The organism is Brevibacterium senegalense, assembly GCF_000285835.1.
GTDB classification, from domain to species: domain Bacteria; phylum Actinomycetota; class Actinomycetes; order Actinomycetales; family Brevibacteriaceae; genus Brevibacterium; species Brevibacterium senegalense.
In genome coordinates this window covers 144,690-158,649 of the sequence record NZ_HE978600.1, presented here as the reverse complement: position 1 = coordinate 158,649, position 13,960 = coordinate 144,690, and the positions used below count along the sequence as shown (strand labels likewise).

Below are 13,960 nucleotides of genomic sequence, written 5' to 3'. Positions count from 1 at the left end.
CCTCACACCCTCGGAAGGGACCCACGCCATGTCGCAGACCCCCCGGACGCAGTCCGCCCCGACCACCTCCGCACAGCAGCCCCCGGTGCGCCGCGCGGCGATCCTGGGCGGCAACCGCATCCCGTTCGCCCGCGCGCACAAGCAGTACGCGCGCGCCTCCAACCAGGACATGCTCACGAGCGCCCTCGACGGACTCGTCGCGCGCTACGGCCTGGCCGGGCATCGCATGGGCGAGGTCGCCGGCGGCGCGGTCATCAAGCACTCGCGCGACCTCAACCTCACGCGCGAGGCCGTCCTGGGCTCGGCCCTGTCCCCGGAGACCCCCGCCTTCGACCTGGGGCAGGCGTGCGCGACCGGCCTGGAGACCACCGTGAGCATCGCCCAGAAGATCCGCCTGGGGCAGATCGAGGCGGGCATCAGCGCGGGTGTCGACTCGGCCTCGGACGCCCCCATCACGGTGAGCGAGGAGCTGCGGAGCACCCTCCTCGAGCTCAACCGCGCGAAGACAGTGCCGCAGCGACTCAAGGCGGTCGCGAAGCTCCGACCCAGCGACCTCGCCCCGGCACTCCCCTCGAACGGCGAGGCCCGCACCGGCCTCACGATGGGTGAGCACCAGGCGATCACGACGGCGGAGTGGGGCATCGGGCGCGAGGAGCAGGACGAACTGGCGCTGGCCTCGCACCGGAACCTCGCCGCCGCCTGGGATCGCGGCTTCTTCGACGACCTCGTCACGCCGTACCTGGGCGTCACCCGCGATACGAACATGCGGGCGGACTCCACCCTCGAGTCGCTCGCGAAGCTCTCGCCCGTCTTCGGCCGGGGCCTCTCCGCCGAGCCCACGATGACGGCCGGAAACTCGACGCCGCTGACCGACGGCGCCTCGACCGTCCTCCTGTCCTCGGAGGACTGGGCGGCGGCCCAGGGCATCGAGCCGCTCGCCTACCTCGTCGACGCCGAGGCCGCGGCCGTCGATTTCGTGGGCGGTCACGAGGGTCTCCTCATGGCTCCCGCCTACGCCGTGCCGCGCCTGCTCGCCCGCAACGGCCTCACGTTCGCGGACTTCGACGTGTTCGAGATCCACGAGGCCTTCGCCTCGACCGTTCTCACGCATCTCGCGGCGTGGGAGAGCGAGGAGTTCTGCCGCACGCGCCTGGGCCTGGACGCGCCCCTGGGATCCATCGACCGCGCGAAGCTCAACCCCAACGGCTCGTCGCTGGCGGCGGGCCACCCGTTCGCGGCGACCGGCGGCCGGATCGTCGCCTCGGTCGCGAAGCACCTGCGCGAGACGGGCGGCACCCGCGCCCTCGTCTCGATCTGCGCAGCCGGGGGCCAGGGCCTCACGGCGATCATCGAAGCCTGATAAGACCCGGAACCTCTGGAGGCACGTCAGTCATGACCGACACCTACACCCGCATCGCCAACGGACCCCTGCGCGCCGCCGTCAAAGCGCTGGGCCTGCCCAACCCCGTCCCGCTGCGGCGACGCCCGGACGGCGACCACCTGTCCGAGCCCGTCCTCGTCCTGGGTCCCGGCTCGGGCGCGGACACGTACGCGCAGCTGCTGCTGGACAACGGCTTCGAGGTGCGGCGCACGCCCACCTCGGAGAAGCTCTCCGCGATCCTCGCGTTCGTCGACGAGGCGCAGGGACCGGCCGACCTCTCGCGGACCGCACTGGAGATCGGCGGCGCCCTGCGCGGCCTCGTCCGGTGCGCGCGCGTCGTCGTCTTCAGCCGCGACGGCCACATCAACCCCGAGCGCCCGGAGGCGATGGACCCCGCGCTCAACGCGGTGCGCAACGGCGCACTGGGACTCATGCGCTCGCTCGCGCACGAGATGCGCTCGGGCTCCACCGCCAACGGCATCGTCGTCTCCGACGGCGTGCCCCTCGACGCACCGAGCGCGGTGAGCGCGCTCTGGTTCCTCCTCTCGTCGAAGTCCGCCTACGTGTCCGGCCAGCCGCTGCACGTCACGACCGCGGACGGCGCCCCCGTCACCGCCGAGGCCTTCGCGGGGAAGCACCTCACAGGTCGCGTCGCGGTCGTGACGGGCGCCGCACGCGGGATCGGCGCAGCGATCGCGCAGACGCTCGCCGCGGACGGCGCCCGCATCGTGGGCGTCGACGTCCCGCAGGCGGGCGATGCGCTCGCGACGACGATGAACCGGGTGGGCGGCACCGCGGTGCAGCTCGACATCACCGCCCAGGACGCCGGCCGCTCGATCGCCCGGGCGGTCGGCGCGCCGATCGACATCCTCGTCCACAACGCAGGCATCACGCGCGACAAGATGCTCGCGAACATGGACGCCGCGCACTGGGACTCCGTCATCGCGGTCAACATCGACTCGCAGTTGCGGATGAACGCCCAGCTCACGGAGGCCGGGGCCTGGGGCGGGACGCCCCGCGTCGTCTCCCTGGCCTCGACCTCGGGCATCGCCGGCAACCGGGGGCAGACCAACTACGCGGCCTCGAAGGCCGGCGTCATCGGGATGGTGGCGGCCTCGGCGGCGCAGCTGAGCACGCAGGGAGGCACCATCAACGCGGTGGCCCCCGGCTTCATCGAGACGGAGATGACCGCGAAGATGCCGGCGCTCACCCGCGAACTGGCGCGACGCGTGTCGAGCCTCCAGCAGGGAGGCCTGCCCGTCGACGTCGCGGAGGCGATCGCGTTCCTCGCCTCCGACGGCGCCGGAGGCATCTCCGGGGACACGCTGCGCGTGTGCGGGCAGAACATGGTGGGTGCCTGATGCTGCGGACCTACCTGAGCGCCGCCGGCGCGAGCGTCCTCAAGACCGTCCGCCCCGCGCCCGCACCGGCACTCGACCGGATCGCGGGACCGGGCTCGGCCGCCCGCACCGTGCGGGTGACGGCGGAGGCGGACTCCGTCGCCCGGTTCGACCGCGCCGTGGGCGAGCCGGTGCGCGACGTCGTGCCCGTGACGTGGCTGCACGCGCAGGCGTTCGGAGCCAGCCTCGAGCTCATGAGCGCCCGCGACTTCCCGCTGCCCGTCGTGGGCCTCGTCCACATCCGCAACACGGTCGAACAGCACGCGCCGGTGCGGGTGGGGGAGACGGTGGAGGCCACCGTCCGGGTCGCCGCGCTGCGCACCCACCCCAAGGGGACCGAGGTCGTCGTCACTGCTCGCTTCGACGTGGACGGTGCGACCCGGGTCGAGGAGACCTCGCACTACCTCGCGAAGGGCGCGCGGGTCGACGGCGCGGAATCGCACGAGCAGCCGGAGCGGGAGCCGTTCGAGGCGCCGGCCCAGACCCTCGAGTGGACCATCGCACCGCGGACCGCGGATGTGTACGCCCGCGTGTCCGGGGATGTGAACCCCATCCACCTCAACGGGCTCGCGGCACGAGCGTTCGGGTTCCGGGGGCGCATCATCCACGGGATGTACACCGCGGCGCACGGGCTGGCGGCCGCCCAGGTCCGGGCGGATGCCTTCACGTGGGAGGTCGAGTTCGCGACCCCCATCACCCTGCCGGCGCGCGTCGCGGCGGCCGTCCGTCGCGACGGAGCCGTCACCAGGGTCGATGTGTGGGATCGCAAGCGGGGGAAGCCCCACATGCTCTCGACGGTGACCGAGCGCGCGTGACGTGATGCACCGCACAGGTCGGGGCGCCCGCAGGATTTGGTCTGCCCCTCCGGAGTGTGTAATCTATTCTCTGTTGCCCGCGCGGGTGGCGGAATAGGTAGACGCGCTAGCTTGAGGTGCTAGTGCCCTATTAATGGGCGTGGGGGTTCAAGTCCCCCTCCGCGCACAACAGGTGGAAGGCCCGTCGGGCCGGATCTCAGATCCGGTGCGGCGGGCCTTCTCGCGTCCCCGCGGGGACGCCCCCGGAGTGTTCCGGGGACGCCCGCCGGACATCCGCCGGGGTTCCCGGGTCGTCCGGCGGGTTCAGAACACCGGGGGAGTGGCCGGGGGCATGGGCCGGCCCAGCAGCGCCATCCGCCAGCCGGGCGGCCGGTGATCGGACCAGTAGCGCTCGATGGCCTCCTCGTACGCTCCGACGAGGGACTCGGTCGCAGCCCGCCAGCCGTGCTTCTGCGTCTCCTCCAGACCGCCTGCGGACAGTCGTGCGCGCAGCTGCGGGTCCTCGAGCACGCGCAGCACCTGGGTCTGCAGGTCGTCGACGGAGCCCGGCTCGTGCAGGAGTCCGCCCACGCCGTCGCGCACCGCGAACGGGATGCCGCCGGCGCGCGCACCCACGACGGGCACCCCGGAGGCCATCGATTCGAGGGCGACGAGCCCCAGGGTCTCCGTCGTCGAGGGGAAGACGAAGAGATCCGCGCTCGCGTACGCAGCCGCAAGCTCCTCACCCGCCATGTAGCCGGTGAAGACCGTCCGCGTGCCGGCGAACTCCGCCTCGAGCTCCTCCCGATGCGGGCCGGACCCCACGAGGGCCAACCGGACGTCCGACGGCATCCGGTCCATGAGCGGACGCAGCAGATCGAGGTCCTTCTCCTTCGACAGCCGCCCCACATACACGAGCAGGCGGTCGTCCGGGTGCCCGTCCGTCAGCCTCTCCCGCATCGCGCGGGAGGCGTTGCCCGGGTGGTAGCCCACGGTGTCGACCGCCTTGGGCCACAGCTGCACGTTGCGGATGCCCGCGCTCTTGGCCCGCTGCACCATCTGTTGGGAGGTGCAGAGGTTCACCTGCGAGAAGTTGTGCATCCACGTGATCCAGCGACTCGTCGTGTCCGTGATCCACTCGAGGCCCAGCCGCTGTGTGTACGAGGGCACGTCCGTGTGGAAGCTGCCCAGCAGCGGCAGGTCCCGGCGGCGCGCGGACAGCGTCCCGTAGGCCGCGAGCCACACCGGGTTGACGGCGTGGACGACGTGCGGGTGGAACCGCTCCATGACCCGGGCGATCTCCGGTGTGGGCATCCCCACGGACAGCTCCGGGTACCACGGCTTGAAGGGGACGGCGCGCACCCGGACGACCTCGAACCCCGCGAACGTCGCGGGCGGGTCGCCCGGGGCGAACACGACGACCTCGTGCCCCAGGCCCTGCAACTGCTCGAGGGTCCGGACCAGCCGGGTGACGACTCCGTCGATCTTGGGCAGGAAGACCTCGGTGAAGACGGCGATACGCACGGGCTCAGCCCGTTCTCACGCGGTCTCGGGGACGCGCGAGGGCGCGCCCACCTCCTGGTTCTTCGTCCAGAGCGACGAGGCGGGGATCTTCGTGAGGTCCGCGCGGTCGGCGTAGCGACGGGCGGTCTCCTCGACCTCGGCGAGCAGGCCCTCCGACAGGGTGGTGGGCTCCAGGCCCAGGTCCAGGAACGTGTCGTTCGAGGCGAAGAGGTCGTTCTCCGCGGACTCCTGGCGCGGATTGGGGACCAGCTCCATCTGCGCGTCCGTGATCTCGCAGATGAGCTGCGCCAGGTCGCGGACCCGATGCGTCTCCGTCAGCTGGTTGATGATCTTGACCCGCTCTCCGCCGGCCGGCGGATTCTCGATCGCCAGGGCGATGCAGCGGACCATGTCCGTGATGTGGATGAACGCGCGCGTCTGCCCGCCCGTGCCGTGCACCGTCAGCGGGTAGCCCACGGCCGCCTGCATGAGGAAGCGGTTGAGCACCGTGCCGTAGTCGCCGTCGTAGTCGAAGCGGTTGACGAGGCGCTCGTCGAGCTGGGTCTCCGCGGTGTTCGTGCCCCAGATGATGCCCTGGTGCAGATCCGTGATGCGCAGCTTGTCGTTCTTCGCGTAGAACGCGAACAGGTGCTGATCGAGCACCTTCGTCATGTGGTAGATCGAGCCGGGATTGGTGGGGTAGAGGATCGTCTGGTCGATGAGCTCGCCCGTGGGCGTGCCGTCCGCGTCCTCGCCGTCCACCTTGACGTCCAGATAGCCCTCGGGGATCCGCATGCCGGCCGTGCCGTAGCCGTAGACGCCCATCGTGCCCAGGTGGACGAGGTGCGCGTCGACGCCGGTCTCCACGAGCGCGGCGAGCACGTTGTGGGTCGCGTTCACGTTGTTGTCGATCGTGTAGCGCTTCTGCACCGGCGACTTCATCGAGTACGGTGCCGCCCGCTGCTCCGCGAAGTGGACGATGACGTCCGGCCGGGTGCGGGCCAGCAGCGCGACGAGGCCGTCGTAGTCCTGTGCGATGTCGGTCGGGTGGAAGCCGATCGTCTTCCCCGTCACCTCCTGCCACGCCGCGATCCGCTCCTCCGGGGTGCGGATGGGGGTGAGTGAGTCGGCCCCCAGCTCTGCGTCGATGCGGCGCCGCGACAGGTTGTCGACGATGTCGACGTCGTGGCCCAGCTGAGACAGGTGGAGGGCCGCGGGCCAGCCGCAGAAGCCGTCTCCGCCCAGGACGAGGATGCGCACGTGTGTCTCCTTCGAAGTTCTTCCGGTCGGCCCCGGGGCGCGATCACCGCCTCCCGAGGTCGTCGCTCCACAGTACCCGCCCAGTAGACTGCGGTGTGGACAGTGCTCTACGTGGAGGTGAACTCATGACGGACTCACAGTCCGCTCAGCAGCTGCCCGTCCTGCCCGACGACTTCGCATCGGCCCTGGTCATCGTCGCCCACCCGGATGATCCGAAGTACGGCATCGGCGCCGCCGTCAGTGCGTGGACCCGCGCTGGCAAACGGGTCGGCTACGTCCTCGCCAGCCGCGGCGAGGCCGGGATCGAGGGCATGGACCCGGGCCGGTCCGCCGTCGTCCGGACCGCGGAGCAGGAGGCCGCCTGCGCCGAGGTCGGGGTCGCCTCGCTCGAATTCCTCGACCAGCCGGACGGCCGGATCCTGCAGACCCCGGAGCTGCGGACCGCGATCGCGCGCCGCATCCGCGCCTTCCGCCCGGACATCGTCGTGCTGCTGAACTTCCAGCAGACGTGGGGCGGGCGGCACTTCAACTCCGCCGACCACCGCAACCTGGGGCAGGCGGCGATCGACGCGATCGGCGACGCCGGAAACGAGTGGATCGTCCCGGGCGCCCGCTACGACGGCGTGCAGCGCGTCCTCGAGTTCGGTGCCGATCCCACGCACCGGGTCGACGTGACGGACGACCTCGATCGGGCGATCGCCTCGCTCGCGTGCCACCGCGAGTACCTCGCGGCCCTGTCGGACACGCCCGTCGAGGAGCAGGCGGAGACGATCATCCGGTCGTCGCTCCTCTGGGAGGGCGATCGCGCCCACCTGGGCTTCCGCGTCTACGGCTGACGCGCCCGCCCGCCGCGCACACCTCCACCCCGCTCTCCACCGGAAGGACCCCCACGTGAGCACCGACGACGCGACCACCGACCCTCTGGCGCAGGCGGTCGAGGAGACGACGCAGATCGCCTCCCGCCTCATCCGCTTCGACACCCAGAACTGGGGCGAGGGCCGGACCAATCCGGAGCTCGAGGCGACGGAGTGGATCGCAGCACTGCTGCAGGAGGTGGGGGTCGACTCCGTCATCCACGAGTCCGAGCCGGGCCGCGCCAACCTGGTCGCCCGCATCCCGGGCACGGACCCGGACGCCGGCGCCCTCGTCGTCCACGGCCACACCGACGTCGTGCCGGCCGACGAGTCGGAGTGGAGCGTCGACCCGTTCGGCGGAGTCATCCGCGACGGCATGCTGTGGGGACGCGGCGCGGTCGACATGAAGAACATGGACGCGATGATCCTCTCGAACGTCCGCGACATGATGCGGAAGGGGCTGCGCCCCCGGCGCGACCTCATCATCGCGTTCTTCGCGGACGAGGAGGCCGGCGGCGGCTACGGCGCCGGCTGGATGGTCGAGAACCGCCCGGAGCTGTTCGACGGCGCCACGGAGGCGATCAGCGAGGTGGGCGGCTACTCCGCGGACATCCGCGGGCAGCGCGTCTACCTCGTCCAGACGGCGGAGAAGGGCATCGCATGGCTGCGCCTGCTGGCGCACGGCACCGCCGGCCACGGCTCGATGGTGAACGACGACAACCCGATCACCCGCCTGGCGGCCGCGATCGCGCGGATCGGTGCGCACCGGTGGCCGGAGGACATGCCGCAGGCCACCCGCGACCTGCTGGAAGGGGTCTCGGAGATCACCGGGATCCCGTTCACCGCGGAGACGACCGGCGAGCTCATCGCGGAGCTGGGCACCGTGTCCCGCTTCGTCGAGCCGACGCTGCGCAACACCTCGAACCCCACGATCGTCCAGGCCGGCTACAAGCACAACGTCATCCCCGCGACCGCACAGGCGTTCGTCGACTGCCGCGTGCTGCCGGGCCAGTTCGAGGACGTCATGCTCACGATCAAGGAGCTGGCGGGCGAGGGCATCGACGTGGAGCCGGTGACGGTGGGGGACTCCGTCGAGTCGCCGTTCTCCGGTCGCCTCGTCGAGACGATGCAGCGGTGCCTGCTCGACGCGGATCCCGGCGCGAAGGTCCTGCCGCACACGATGAGCGGCGGCACGGACAACAAGTCGCTGGCCCGCCTGGGGATCGTGGGCTACGGCTTCGCACCGCTGCGGCTGACCCCGGACCTGGACTTCGCCGCGATGTTCCACGGCAAGGACGAGCGGGTGGCCCTGTCGTCCCTGGACTTCGGCACCCGCGTGCTGAACCGCTTCATGCTGGAGGCGTGATCCTCATGCCGGCGGCGTGACCCGTGCGCGCCGCGGCGGTCCGCCGCCGGGGCGCGGCCACGAGGCGATGACGACGCCGGCCAGCACGCACGCCATCGCGACGACGGTGAGCGGGGTGATGACGGCACCGGGATGCAGCAGGTCGACGAGCACGGAGCTCAGCAGGTTCCCGAACAGCGAGGTCATCGAGACGAGCAGCACCCCCAGGTGGCTGACGGTCGCGGACGTGACACCGATGAAGACGATGCCCAGCGCACCGCCCATGAGCAGCCACGCCTGGCCGGGGAGGTCCGGCAGCCCGGTCACCCGCGCGCCCAGCAGCCACGCGAGGCCGGAGCAGACCAGCAGGAAGACGGACCCCACGAGGAAGTTGACGGTCGTCGCGGTCAGCGAGGACGCCGAAACCGCCCGCACCCGGCCGTTGAGCGCGGACTGCACGGAGGTCATCGCCCCGGCCAGCAGCGGCACGAGGGGCGCCCACAGCGGGATCCCGCGGGAGAAGCCGCCCACGGACACGAGCACGACACCCACGAGGACGACCGCGGTGCCCACGAGCCGGCACGCGCTCAGCGCGGTCCGGCCGCTGGGCGGCAGGTCCGTCCCGTCGACGACGATCGCGCCCAGCAGCTGACCGCAGACGAACGACATCGTGAGCACGGAGACGCCGATGAGCGGCACGGTGAGCGCCTGGGCGAGGACGACGGTCGACCCGCCGAGCCCGCCCAGCAGCATCCACCACCGGACGGTGCCGTCGCCCAGCGCGGCGCGCAGCCGTCCCACGCCCCGGCGACCGGGCCGCGAGACGGCGAGGATGAGCAGGAGGATGAGGAGGCCGCCCAGGAAGCTGACGGTCGCGGCGAAGACGCTCGAGCCGATGACACCGGCCAGCGAGCCGTTGGCCCGCGACTGGAACGCCATGAGGAAGCCGGCGAGGACGGTCGCCGCGCCTGCGAGGAGAAGGGTTCCGTTGACGCGCACCTCAGGACCGTATCACCGGGGCCGCGACCGGCTTATCCTGGGGCGATGGAGATCATTCTGGTGCGGCACGGCGAGTCGACGGCGAACGCCGCGGGGGTCCTCGCCGGCCGCGATCACGCGGTCGACCTGACGGACCGCGGGGTGCGCCAGGTGCGGGAGGCGCGCACGCTCGTGCCGGAACTGGACGGGGACGCGCCGCTCACCGTCCTCACCTCGCCCATCCACCGGTGCGTCCGCACGACGCACGAGCTGCTGGACGTGACCGGTCCGGAACCCGCGGTCGCAGGCGCCGCACCCCGCTACGCGGTCCTCGACGGCCTCGCGGAGGTCGAGTACGGCGACTGGACCGGCCGTCCCATCAAGGAGCTGCTGCGCGAGCCGCTGTGGCAGACCGTCCGCACGACTCCCAGCCGCGCCCGGTTCCCGGCGGGGGAGTCCCTCGCCGAGGTCGCGGCCCGGTCCGCGCACGCGCTCGAGTCCGCGTGCCGCACAGCCCGAGAGGCCGGGTCGAAGGCCCTCGTCCTCGTCTCCCACGGAGACGTCATCAAGCTCATGCTCGCGCACGCCCTGGGGCTCGAGGTCGACCGGTTCCAGCGGATCGCGGTCGCCCCGGCCTCGGTCTCCCGCATCGCGGTGGGGAAGCCGGAGTCCCACCCGCCCATGACGGTCACGATGCTGGGGGCGACGGCCCGGGGCCGGCGCGCTCAGACGCGCGCCCCAGGCGGCGGCCGCTGAGGACCTCTCAGGACCCCTCAGCACCGCTCGGGGCTCAGAGCGGCTGCAGGACGCCCGTGCCCAGCAGCACGTAGATGAGGAGTCCCACCGCGACGCGGTACCAGACGAAGACGGCGAAGGACTTCGTCTGGACGAACTTGAGGAAGCCCACGATGACGGCGTAGCCCACGCCGAAGCTCACGATCGTCGCGACGGCGATGGGGCCCCAGCCCAGGACCATCTCCTGGCCGGCCGAGGCCTCGGTGAAGGACTTGTAGAGGCCGTAGAAGCCGGACCCCATGACGGCGGGGACGGCCAGCAGGAACGAGTAGCGGGCGGCCTCGGGCCGGGTGAAGCCCATGAAGCGGCCGGCCATGATGGTGCCGCCGGAGCGGGAGACCCCGGGGATGAGGGCGAGCGCCTGCGCGCAGCCGTAGAGGAGGCCCTGGCCCCAGGTCATCGTCTCCAGCGTGCGCTCGCGCGGGCCGATGCGGTCCGCCAGACCCAGGATGAGGCCGAAGACGATGAGCATCGTCGCGGTGATCCAGAGGCTGCGCAGGACGGAGTCGATCTGATCCTCGAAGAGCAGGCCCAGGAGGACGATCGGTACCGAGCCCAGGATGATGAGCCAGCCCATCCGGACGCGGGGGTCGCTGCGGGACTCGCGGCCCACCAGCGACCGGCACCAGGCGCCGATGATCGCCGTGATGTCCTTCCAGAAGTACACGAGGACGGCGGTCTCCGTGCCGATCTGGACGATCGCGGTGAAGAACGCTCCCGGGTCCTCACCCGGCATGAGGATCTCTCCGACGATCCGCAGGTGGGCGGAGGAGGAGATCGGGAGGAACTCGGTGAGCCCCTGGACGATCCCCAGGATCACCGCGACGATCCAGTCCATGGAGGTGCATTCCTTCGTGTCGGGGAGCAGGACCACGTCAGGGTACCCCTCATCCGGTAGCCTTCGGAACTATGCGTTCGAACCGGATGGGCACAACGGGGCTCCAGGTGTCCGATCTCTCACTGGGGACCTTCGAGTGGGGCCGACGGGTCGATGAGGCGACGGCGCGCGAGCTGCTGGACGCGTACGCGTCGGCCGGCGGCACCGCGCTCGAGCTGCCGTCGTTCGACGCACCGGCCGTGCCGCTGGTCGCCGGTCTGCGGCTGCCGTCCCGCGTCCAGCTGCTGGTGCGCGCGGGTGTGCGGGCGGAGGGGACGAGCGCACAGCTGCGCACGGGCCGCTCCGACCTGCTGACGGACATCCGGTCCCTCCTGCGGACGCTGGGCCGCGACCATCTGGACGTCCTCGTGCTCGACGCGTTCGACGACCGGATCCCCGTCGAGGAGTCCGCGTCCGTCCTCCGCACGCTCGCGGACGCGGGCGACCTGGGCTACGTCCTGCTGTCGCACCACTCCGCGTGGCAGCTCTCGCTGCGCGCGGCGGACACGGGCATCCCGATCGCCGGTGCCATCGCGGAGTACTCGCTGCTGCGGCGCGAGGCGGAGGTCTCGCTGCGCCCCGCTCTGGACTACCTGGGACTGGGGCTCATCGCCGGGGCCGGACTGGGCCGCGGCGTCCTGTCGGGGCAGTACCTGCGGGGCGTCCCCTCCGGCAGCCGGGGCGCCACGGAGCTGTCCGGCTACGTGGGGGCGTTCCTGGACGACGACTCGACGGGCATCGTCCAGGGCGTGTCGAAGGCCGCCGCCGCCCTGGGCGTCGATCCGGTCGACATCGCACTGGCCTGGAACCGCAGTTCGCTGTGCGCCTCGACGATCGTGTCCCCGCGCACGCGCGGGCAGCTGGATCAGTTGCTGGACTCCGACCTGGAGCTGGCGGACGAGATCCGCGACGTGCTCGACCAGATCTCGGACCCGGACGGCCCCTGAGCCGACGCAGACGCTGACTGACCCGGCTCCGACCGGGCCGGCACCGGGTCAGTCCCGGCTGTCGTCCTCGTCGTAGTCGTCGTCATCCTCATCGTCGAAGTCGACGTCGTCCTCGTCGTCATCCTCATCGTCGTAGTCGTCGTCGCCGTCCTCGCGATCGTCCTCGACGTCGTCGAACAGCTCGAACGGCGTGACCTCGCCGTAGGCGGTGAAGAGGGAGTCCTCGTAGATCTCGAAGGCGTCCGCGAGCGCCATGTAGGCGGCCTCGACGCGCGGATCGGTGTCGGAGGTGCGGTGGGCGGACGCCGCGAAGTGCTCGCGGACGGAGGAGAGGAAGTCTTCCAGTGCGGCGCTCGGATCCGTGCTCATGGGCCCCACTCTAGCCGCACCTCGGCGCGTCTCATATAGCCTGAGACCATGCCAGTGCACGCATTCGACCATCCCGCTCCGGACCGCTTCATCGCCGGGACCGTCGGCCTGCCCGGCGAGCGGTCGTTCTACCTCCAGGCGTCGACGTCGGGGCGCGTGCACTCCGTCGCGCTGGAGAAGGAGCAGGTCGAGATCCTCGCCGAACGCGTCGACGAGCTGCTCGACCTCGTCCGTTCGCGGGCGGAGGGCCGCCACGGCGTCCCGGCCGCCCCGCTGCCGGAGGTCGAGGACAACGCGGGGCTCGTCATGCCGGTCGACGCGGAGTTCCGCGTGGGCACGATGAGCCTGGGCTGGGACACGGAGGACCACCGCCTCATCCTCGAGTGCTTCGAGCTCACCCGTGCGGACGCGGAGTCCGGTGCCAGCTCGGAGCCGGGCGCGGACGGCGAGGAGCGCTCGGTGCTGCGGGTGCGGCTCACGGGTGTGCAGGCGCGCGAGTTCGCCCGCCGTGCGGAGCAGGTCGTCACGTCCGGCCGCGGCGAGTGCCCGCTGTGCCACGGCGCCCTCGACCCGTCCGGTCACATCTGCCCCCGTCTCAACGGAGTGCCGCGCTGACGGCCGGGATGCTGCACCTGCTGTCCACCGGCACGATCCGGCCGCTGGGCAGGATGCGCGGCGCCAGCAACGAGACCCTCCTCACGACCGTCACGGGGGCGGAGTCCCCGGGCGGTCCCCTGCGCACCGTGCGGGCCGTGCTCAAGACGCGCGCGGGGGAGCAGCCCCTGCGCGACTTCCCCCGCGGCACGCTGTCGCAGCGGGAGGTCGCCGCGTTCCGGCTGTCCGACCACCTGGGCCTCGACGTCGTCCCGCCCACGGTCTGGCGGGACGACGTCCACCGCGCGGACGCGGACGGCGCCTCCCTCCAGGCCTACGTCGAGACGGATCCGGCGGCCGATCCGCCGGTGGTCCTCGCGGACGAGGACGCCGTGGGGTCCGATCTGGCTCCCGTCCTCCGCGCGGTGCTGGGCGACGGCGCCGAGGTCGTGCTCGCCCACGCGCTCACCGCACCCGTGCGCCGGATCGCCCTGCTGGACGTCCTGCTGGGCAACGCGGACCGCAAGGGCGGCCACGTGCTCGCCGGCGCGTGGCGGCTGGAGCCGGGGGAGGAGCCGGTCGTGGACCTGCACGCGATCGACAACGGCCTGTCCTTCCACGCGGCCCCCAAGCTGCGCACGATCCTGTGGGGCTTCGCGGGGGAGCCGCTCCACGAGGACGAGGTCGCGCTCGTGGCACGAGCCCGGGACGACGACCTCGATGGGCTCCTGGGAGACCTGCTGCCCCAGCGGGAGCTGTGGGCCCTGGCCCGCCGGGCGGCCGCGCTGCTGGAGGAGGGAAGCTTCCCGCTCCCGCCGGAGGACCGCCACGTCATCCCGTGGCCGCCCCTGTGACATCCTCCC

14 protein-coding genes and 1 tRNA gene are annotated in these 13,960 nt (G+C 71.8%); 10 read left to right on the top strand and 5 right to left on the bottom strand.

The features are described from left to right. Window positions 1-28: 28 nt before the first annotated feature. The 4 genes from HGBR_RS00750 (at window position 29) to HGBR_RS00735 (ending at window position 3,762) form a co-directional block, all read left to right on the top strand. A complete protein-coding gene (locus HGBR_RS00750) occupies window positions 29-1,360 on the top strand; it encodes an acetyl-CoA C-acetyltransferase (protein ID WP_019157424.1) in 1,332 nt (443 codons plus the stop codon). Window positions 1,361-1,392: 32 nt separating this feature from the next. After that, the gene (locus tag HGBR_RS00745) at window positions 1,393-2,742 is read left to right on the top strand and encodes a 3-oxoacyl-ACP reductase (RefSeq protein WP_019157423.1); all 1,350 of its coding nucleotides are present in this window, start codon (window positions 1,393-1,395) and stop codon (window positions 2,740-2,742) included. Continuing rightward, window positions 2,742-3,596: a MaoC/PaaZ C-terminal domain-containing protein gene (locus HGBR_RS15820; protein ID WP_019157422.1), complete on the top strand. Its 855-nt coding sequence runs from the start codon at window positions 2,742-2,744 to the stop codon at window positions 3,594-3,596. The genes HGBR_RS00745 and HGBR_RS15820 overlap by 1 nt, the downstream gene beginning before the upstream one ends. A 79-nt stretch (window positions 3,597-3,675) precedes the next feature. Next, window positions 3,676-3,762: transfer RNA gene (locus HGBR_RS00735), tRNA-Leu, on the top strand. 137 nt (window positions 3,763-3,899) lie between these two features. On the opposite strand, the gene HGBR_RS00730 is transcribed toward HGBR_RS00735, so the two are convergent. Both HGBR_RS00730 and HGBR_RS00725 read right to left on the bottom strand, forming a co-directional pair. Beyond that, window positions 3,900-5,099, bottom strand: coding sequence for a glycosyltransferase (locus tag HGBR_RS00730; RefSeq protein ID WP_019157421.1), 1,200 nt, complete (start codon window positions 5,097-5,099; stop codon window positions 3,900-3,902). Between the two features lie 15 nt (window positions 5,100-5,114). Beyond that, window positions 5,115-6,338, bottom strand: coding sequence for an NAD-dependent epimerase/dehydratase family protein (locus HGBR_RS00725; protein WP_019157420.1), 1,224 nt, complete (start codon window positions 6,336-6,338; stop codon window positions 5,115-5,117). Window positions 6,339-6,463: 125 nt separating this feature from the next. Between HGBR_RS00725 and HGBR_RS00720 the strand changes: the two genes are divergently transcribed. Continuing rightward, the gene (locus tag HGBR_RS00720; RefSeq protein ID WP_019157419.1) at window positions 6,464-7,174 is read left to right on the top strand and encodes a PIG-L deacetylase family protein; all 711 of its coding nucleotides are present in this window, start codon (window positions 6,464-6,466) and stop codon (window positions 7,172-7,174) included. Between the two features lie 55 nt (window positions 7,175-7,229). After that, window positions 7,230-8,558, top strand: a complete 1,329-nt coding sequence (locus tag HGBR_RS00715; protein ID WP_019157418.1) for a M20/M25/M40 family metallo-hydrolase — start codon at window positions 7,230-7,232, stop codon at window positions 8,556-8,558. A gap of 3 nt (window positions 8,559-8,561) precedes the next feature. Here the strand turns inward: HGBR_RS00715 and HGBR_RS15815 are convergent, their stop codons facing one another. After that, window positions 8,562-9,536 (bottom strand): DMT family transporter, encoded by a 975-nt coding sequence (locus HGBR_RS15815; RefSeq protein ID WP_019157417.1) that lies wholly within the window; start codon window positions 9,534-9,536, stop codon window positions 8,562-8,564. A gap of 45 nt (window positions 9,537-9,581) precedes the next feature. On the opposite strand from HGBR_RS15815, the gene HGBR_RS15810 reads away from it, so the two are divergent. Beyond that, on the top strand, window positions 9,582-10,271 hold the full coding sequence (locus HGBR_RS15810; RefSeq protein WP_083882678.1) for a histidine phosphatase family protein: 690 nt from the start codon (window positions 9,582-9,584) through the stop codon (window positions 10,269-10,271). Window positions 10,272-10,305: 34 nt separating this feature from the next. On the opposite strand, the gene HGBR_RS00700 is transcribed toward HGBR_RS15810, so the two are convergent. Continuing rightward, the gene (locus tag HGBR_RS00700; protein ID WP_026077221.1) at window positions 10,306-11,148 is read right to left on the bottom strand and encodes an undecaprenyl-diphosphate phosphatase; all 843 of its coding nucleotides are present in this window, start codon (window positions 11,146-11,148) and stop codon (window positions 10,306-10,308) included. A gap of 71 nt (window positions 11,149-11,219) precedes the next feature. Between HGBR_RS00700 and HGBR_RS00695 the strand changes: the two genes are divergently transcribed. After that, window positions 11,220-12,134, top strand: a complete 915-nt coding sequence (locus HGBR_RS00695; RefSeq protein ID WP_019157414.1) for an aldo/keto reductase — start codon at window positions 11,220-11,222, stop codon at window positions 12,132-12,134. Between the two features lie 48 nt (window positions 12,135-12,182). Here HGBR_RS00695 and HGBR_RS00690 read toward each other — a convergent pair whose 3' ends face one another. Next, window positions 12,183-12,503, bottom strand: coding sequence for a hypothetical protein (locus HGBR_RS00690; protein ID WP_019157413.1), 321 nt, complete (start codon window positions 12,501-12,503; stop codon window positions 12,183-12,185). 48 nt (window positions 12,504-12,551) lie between these two features. Here HGBR_RS00690 and HGBR_RS00685 point away from each other — a divergent pair, with 48 nt between their 5' ends. Beyond that, window positions 12,552-13,118, top strand: coding sequence for a DUF3090 domain-containing protein (locus HGBR_RS00685; protein WP_026077220.1), 567 nt, complete (start codon window positions 12,552-12,554; stop codon window positions 13,116-13,118). 8 nt (window positions 13,119-13,126) lie between these two features. Then, window positions 13,127-13,951: an SCO1664 family protein gene (locus HGBR_RS00680; RefSeq protein WP_019157411.1), complete on the top strand. Its 825-nt coding sequence runs from the start codon at window positions 13,127-13,129 to the stop codon at window positions 13,949-13,951. The last annotated feature ends 9 nt before the right edge of the window (window positions 13,952-13,960 follow it).

What these genes read in the sequence shown, in the direction of transcription:
- HGBR_RS00750 (WP_019157424.1), top strand. Translation starts at nt 29, where the DNA reads ATGTCGCAGACCCCCCGGACGCAGTCCGCCCCGACCACCTCCGCACAG.
- HGBR_RS00745 (WP_019157423.1), top strand. Translation starts at nt 1,393, where the DNA reads ATGACCGACACCTACACCCGCATCGCCAACGGACCCCTGCGCGCCGCC.
- HGBR_RS15820 (WP_019157422.1), top strand. Translation starts at nt 2,742, where the DNA reads ATGCTGCGGACCTACCTGAGCGCCGCCGGCGCGAGCGTCCTCAAGACC.
- HGBR_RS00720 (WP_019157419.1), top strand. Translation starts at nt 6,464, where the DNA reads ATGACGGACTCACAGTCCGCTCAGCAGCTGCCCGTCCTGCCCGACGAC.
- HGBR_RS15810 (WP_083882678.1), top strand. Translation starts at nt 9,582, where the DNA reads ATGGAGATCATTCTGGTGCGGCACGGCGAGTCGACGGCGAACGCCGCG.
- HGBR_RS00700 (WP_026077221.1), bottom strand. Translation starts at nt 11,148, where the DNA reads ATGGACTGGATCGTCGCGGTGATCCTGGGGATCGTCCAGGGGCTCACC.
- HGBR_RS00695 (WP_019157414.1), top strand. Translation starts at nt 11,220, where the DNA reads ATGCGTTCGAACCGGATGGGCACAACGGGGCTCCAGGTGTCCGATCTC.
- HGBR_RS00690 (WP_019157413.1), bottom strand. Translation starts at nt 12,503, where the DNA reads ATGAGCACGGATCCGAGCGCCGCACTGGAAGACTTCCTCTCCTCCGTC.
- HGBR_RS00685 (WP_026077220.1), top strand. Translation starts at nt 12,552, where the DNA reads ATGCCAGTGCACGCATTCGACCATCCCGCTCCGGACCGCTTCATCGCC.
- HGBR_RS00680 (WP_019157411.1), top strand. Translation starts at nt 13,127, where the DNA reads ATGCTGCACCTGCTGTCCACCGGCACGATCCGGCCGCTGGGCAGGATG.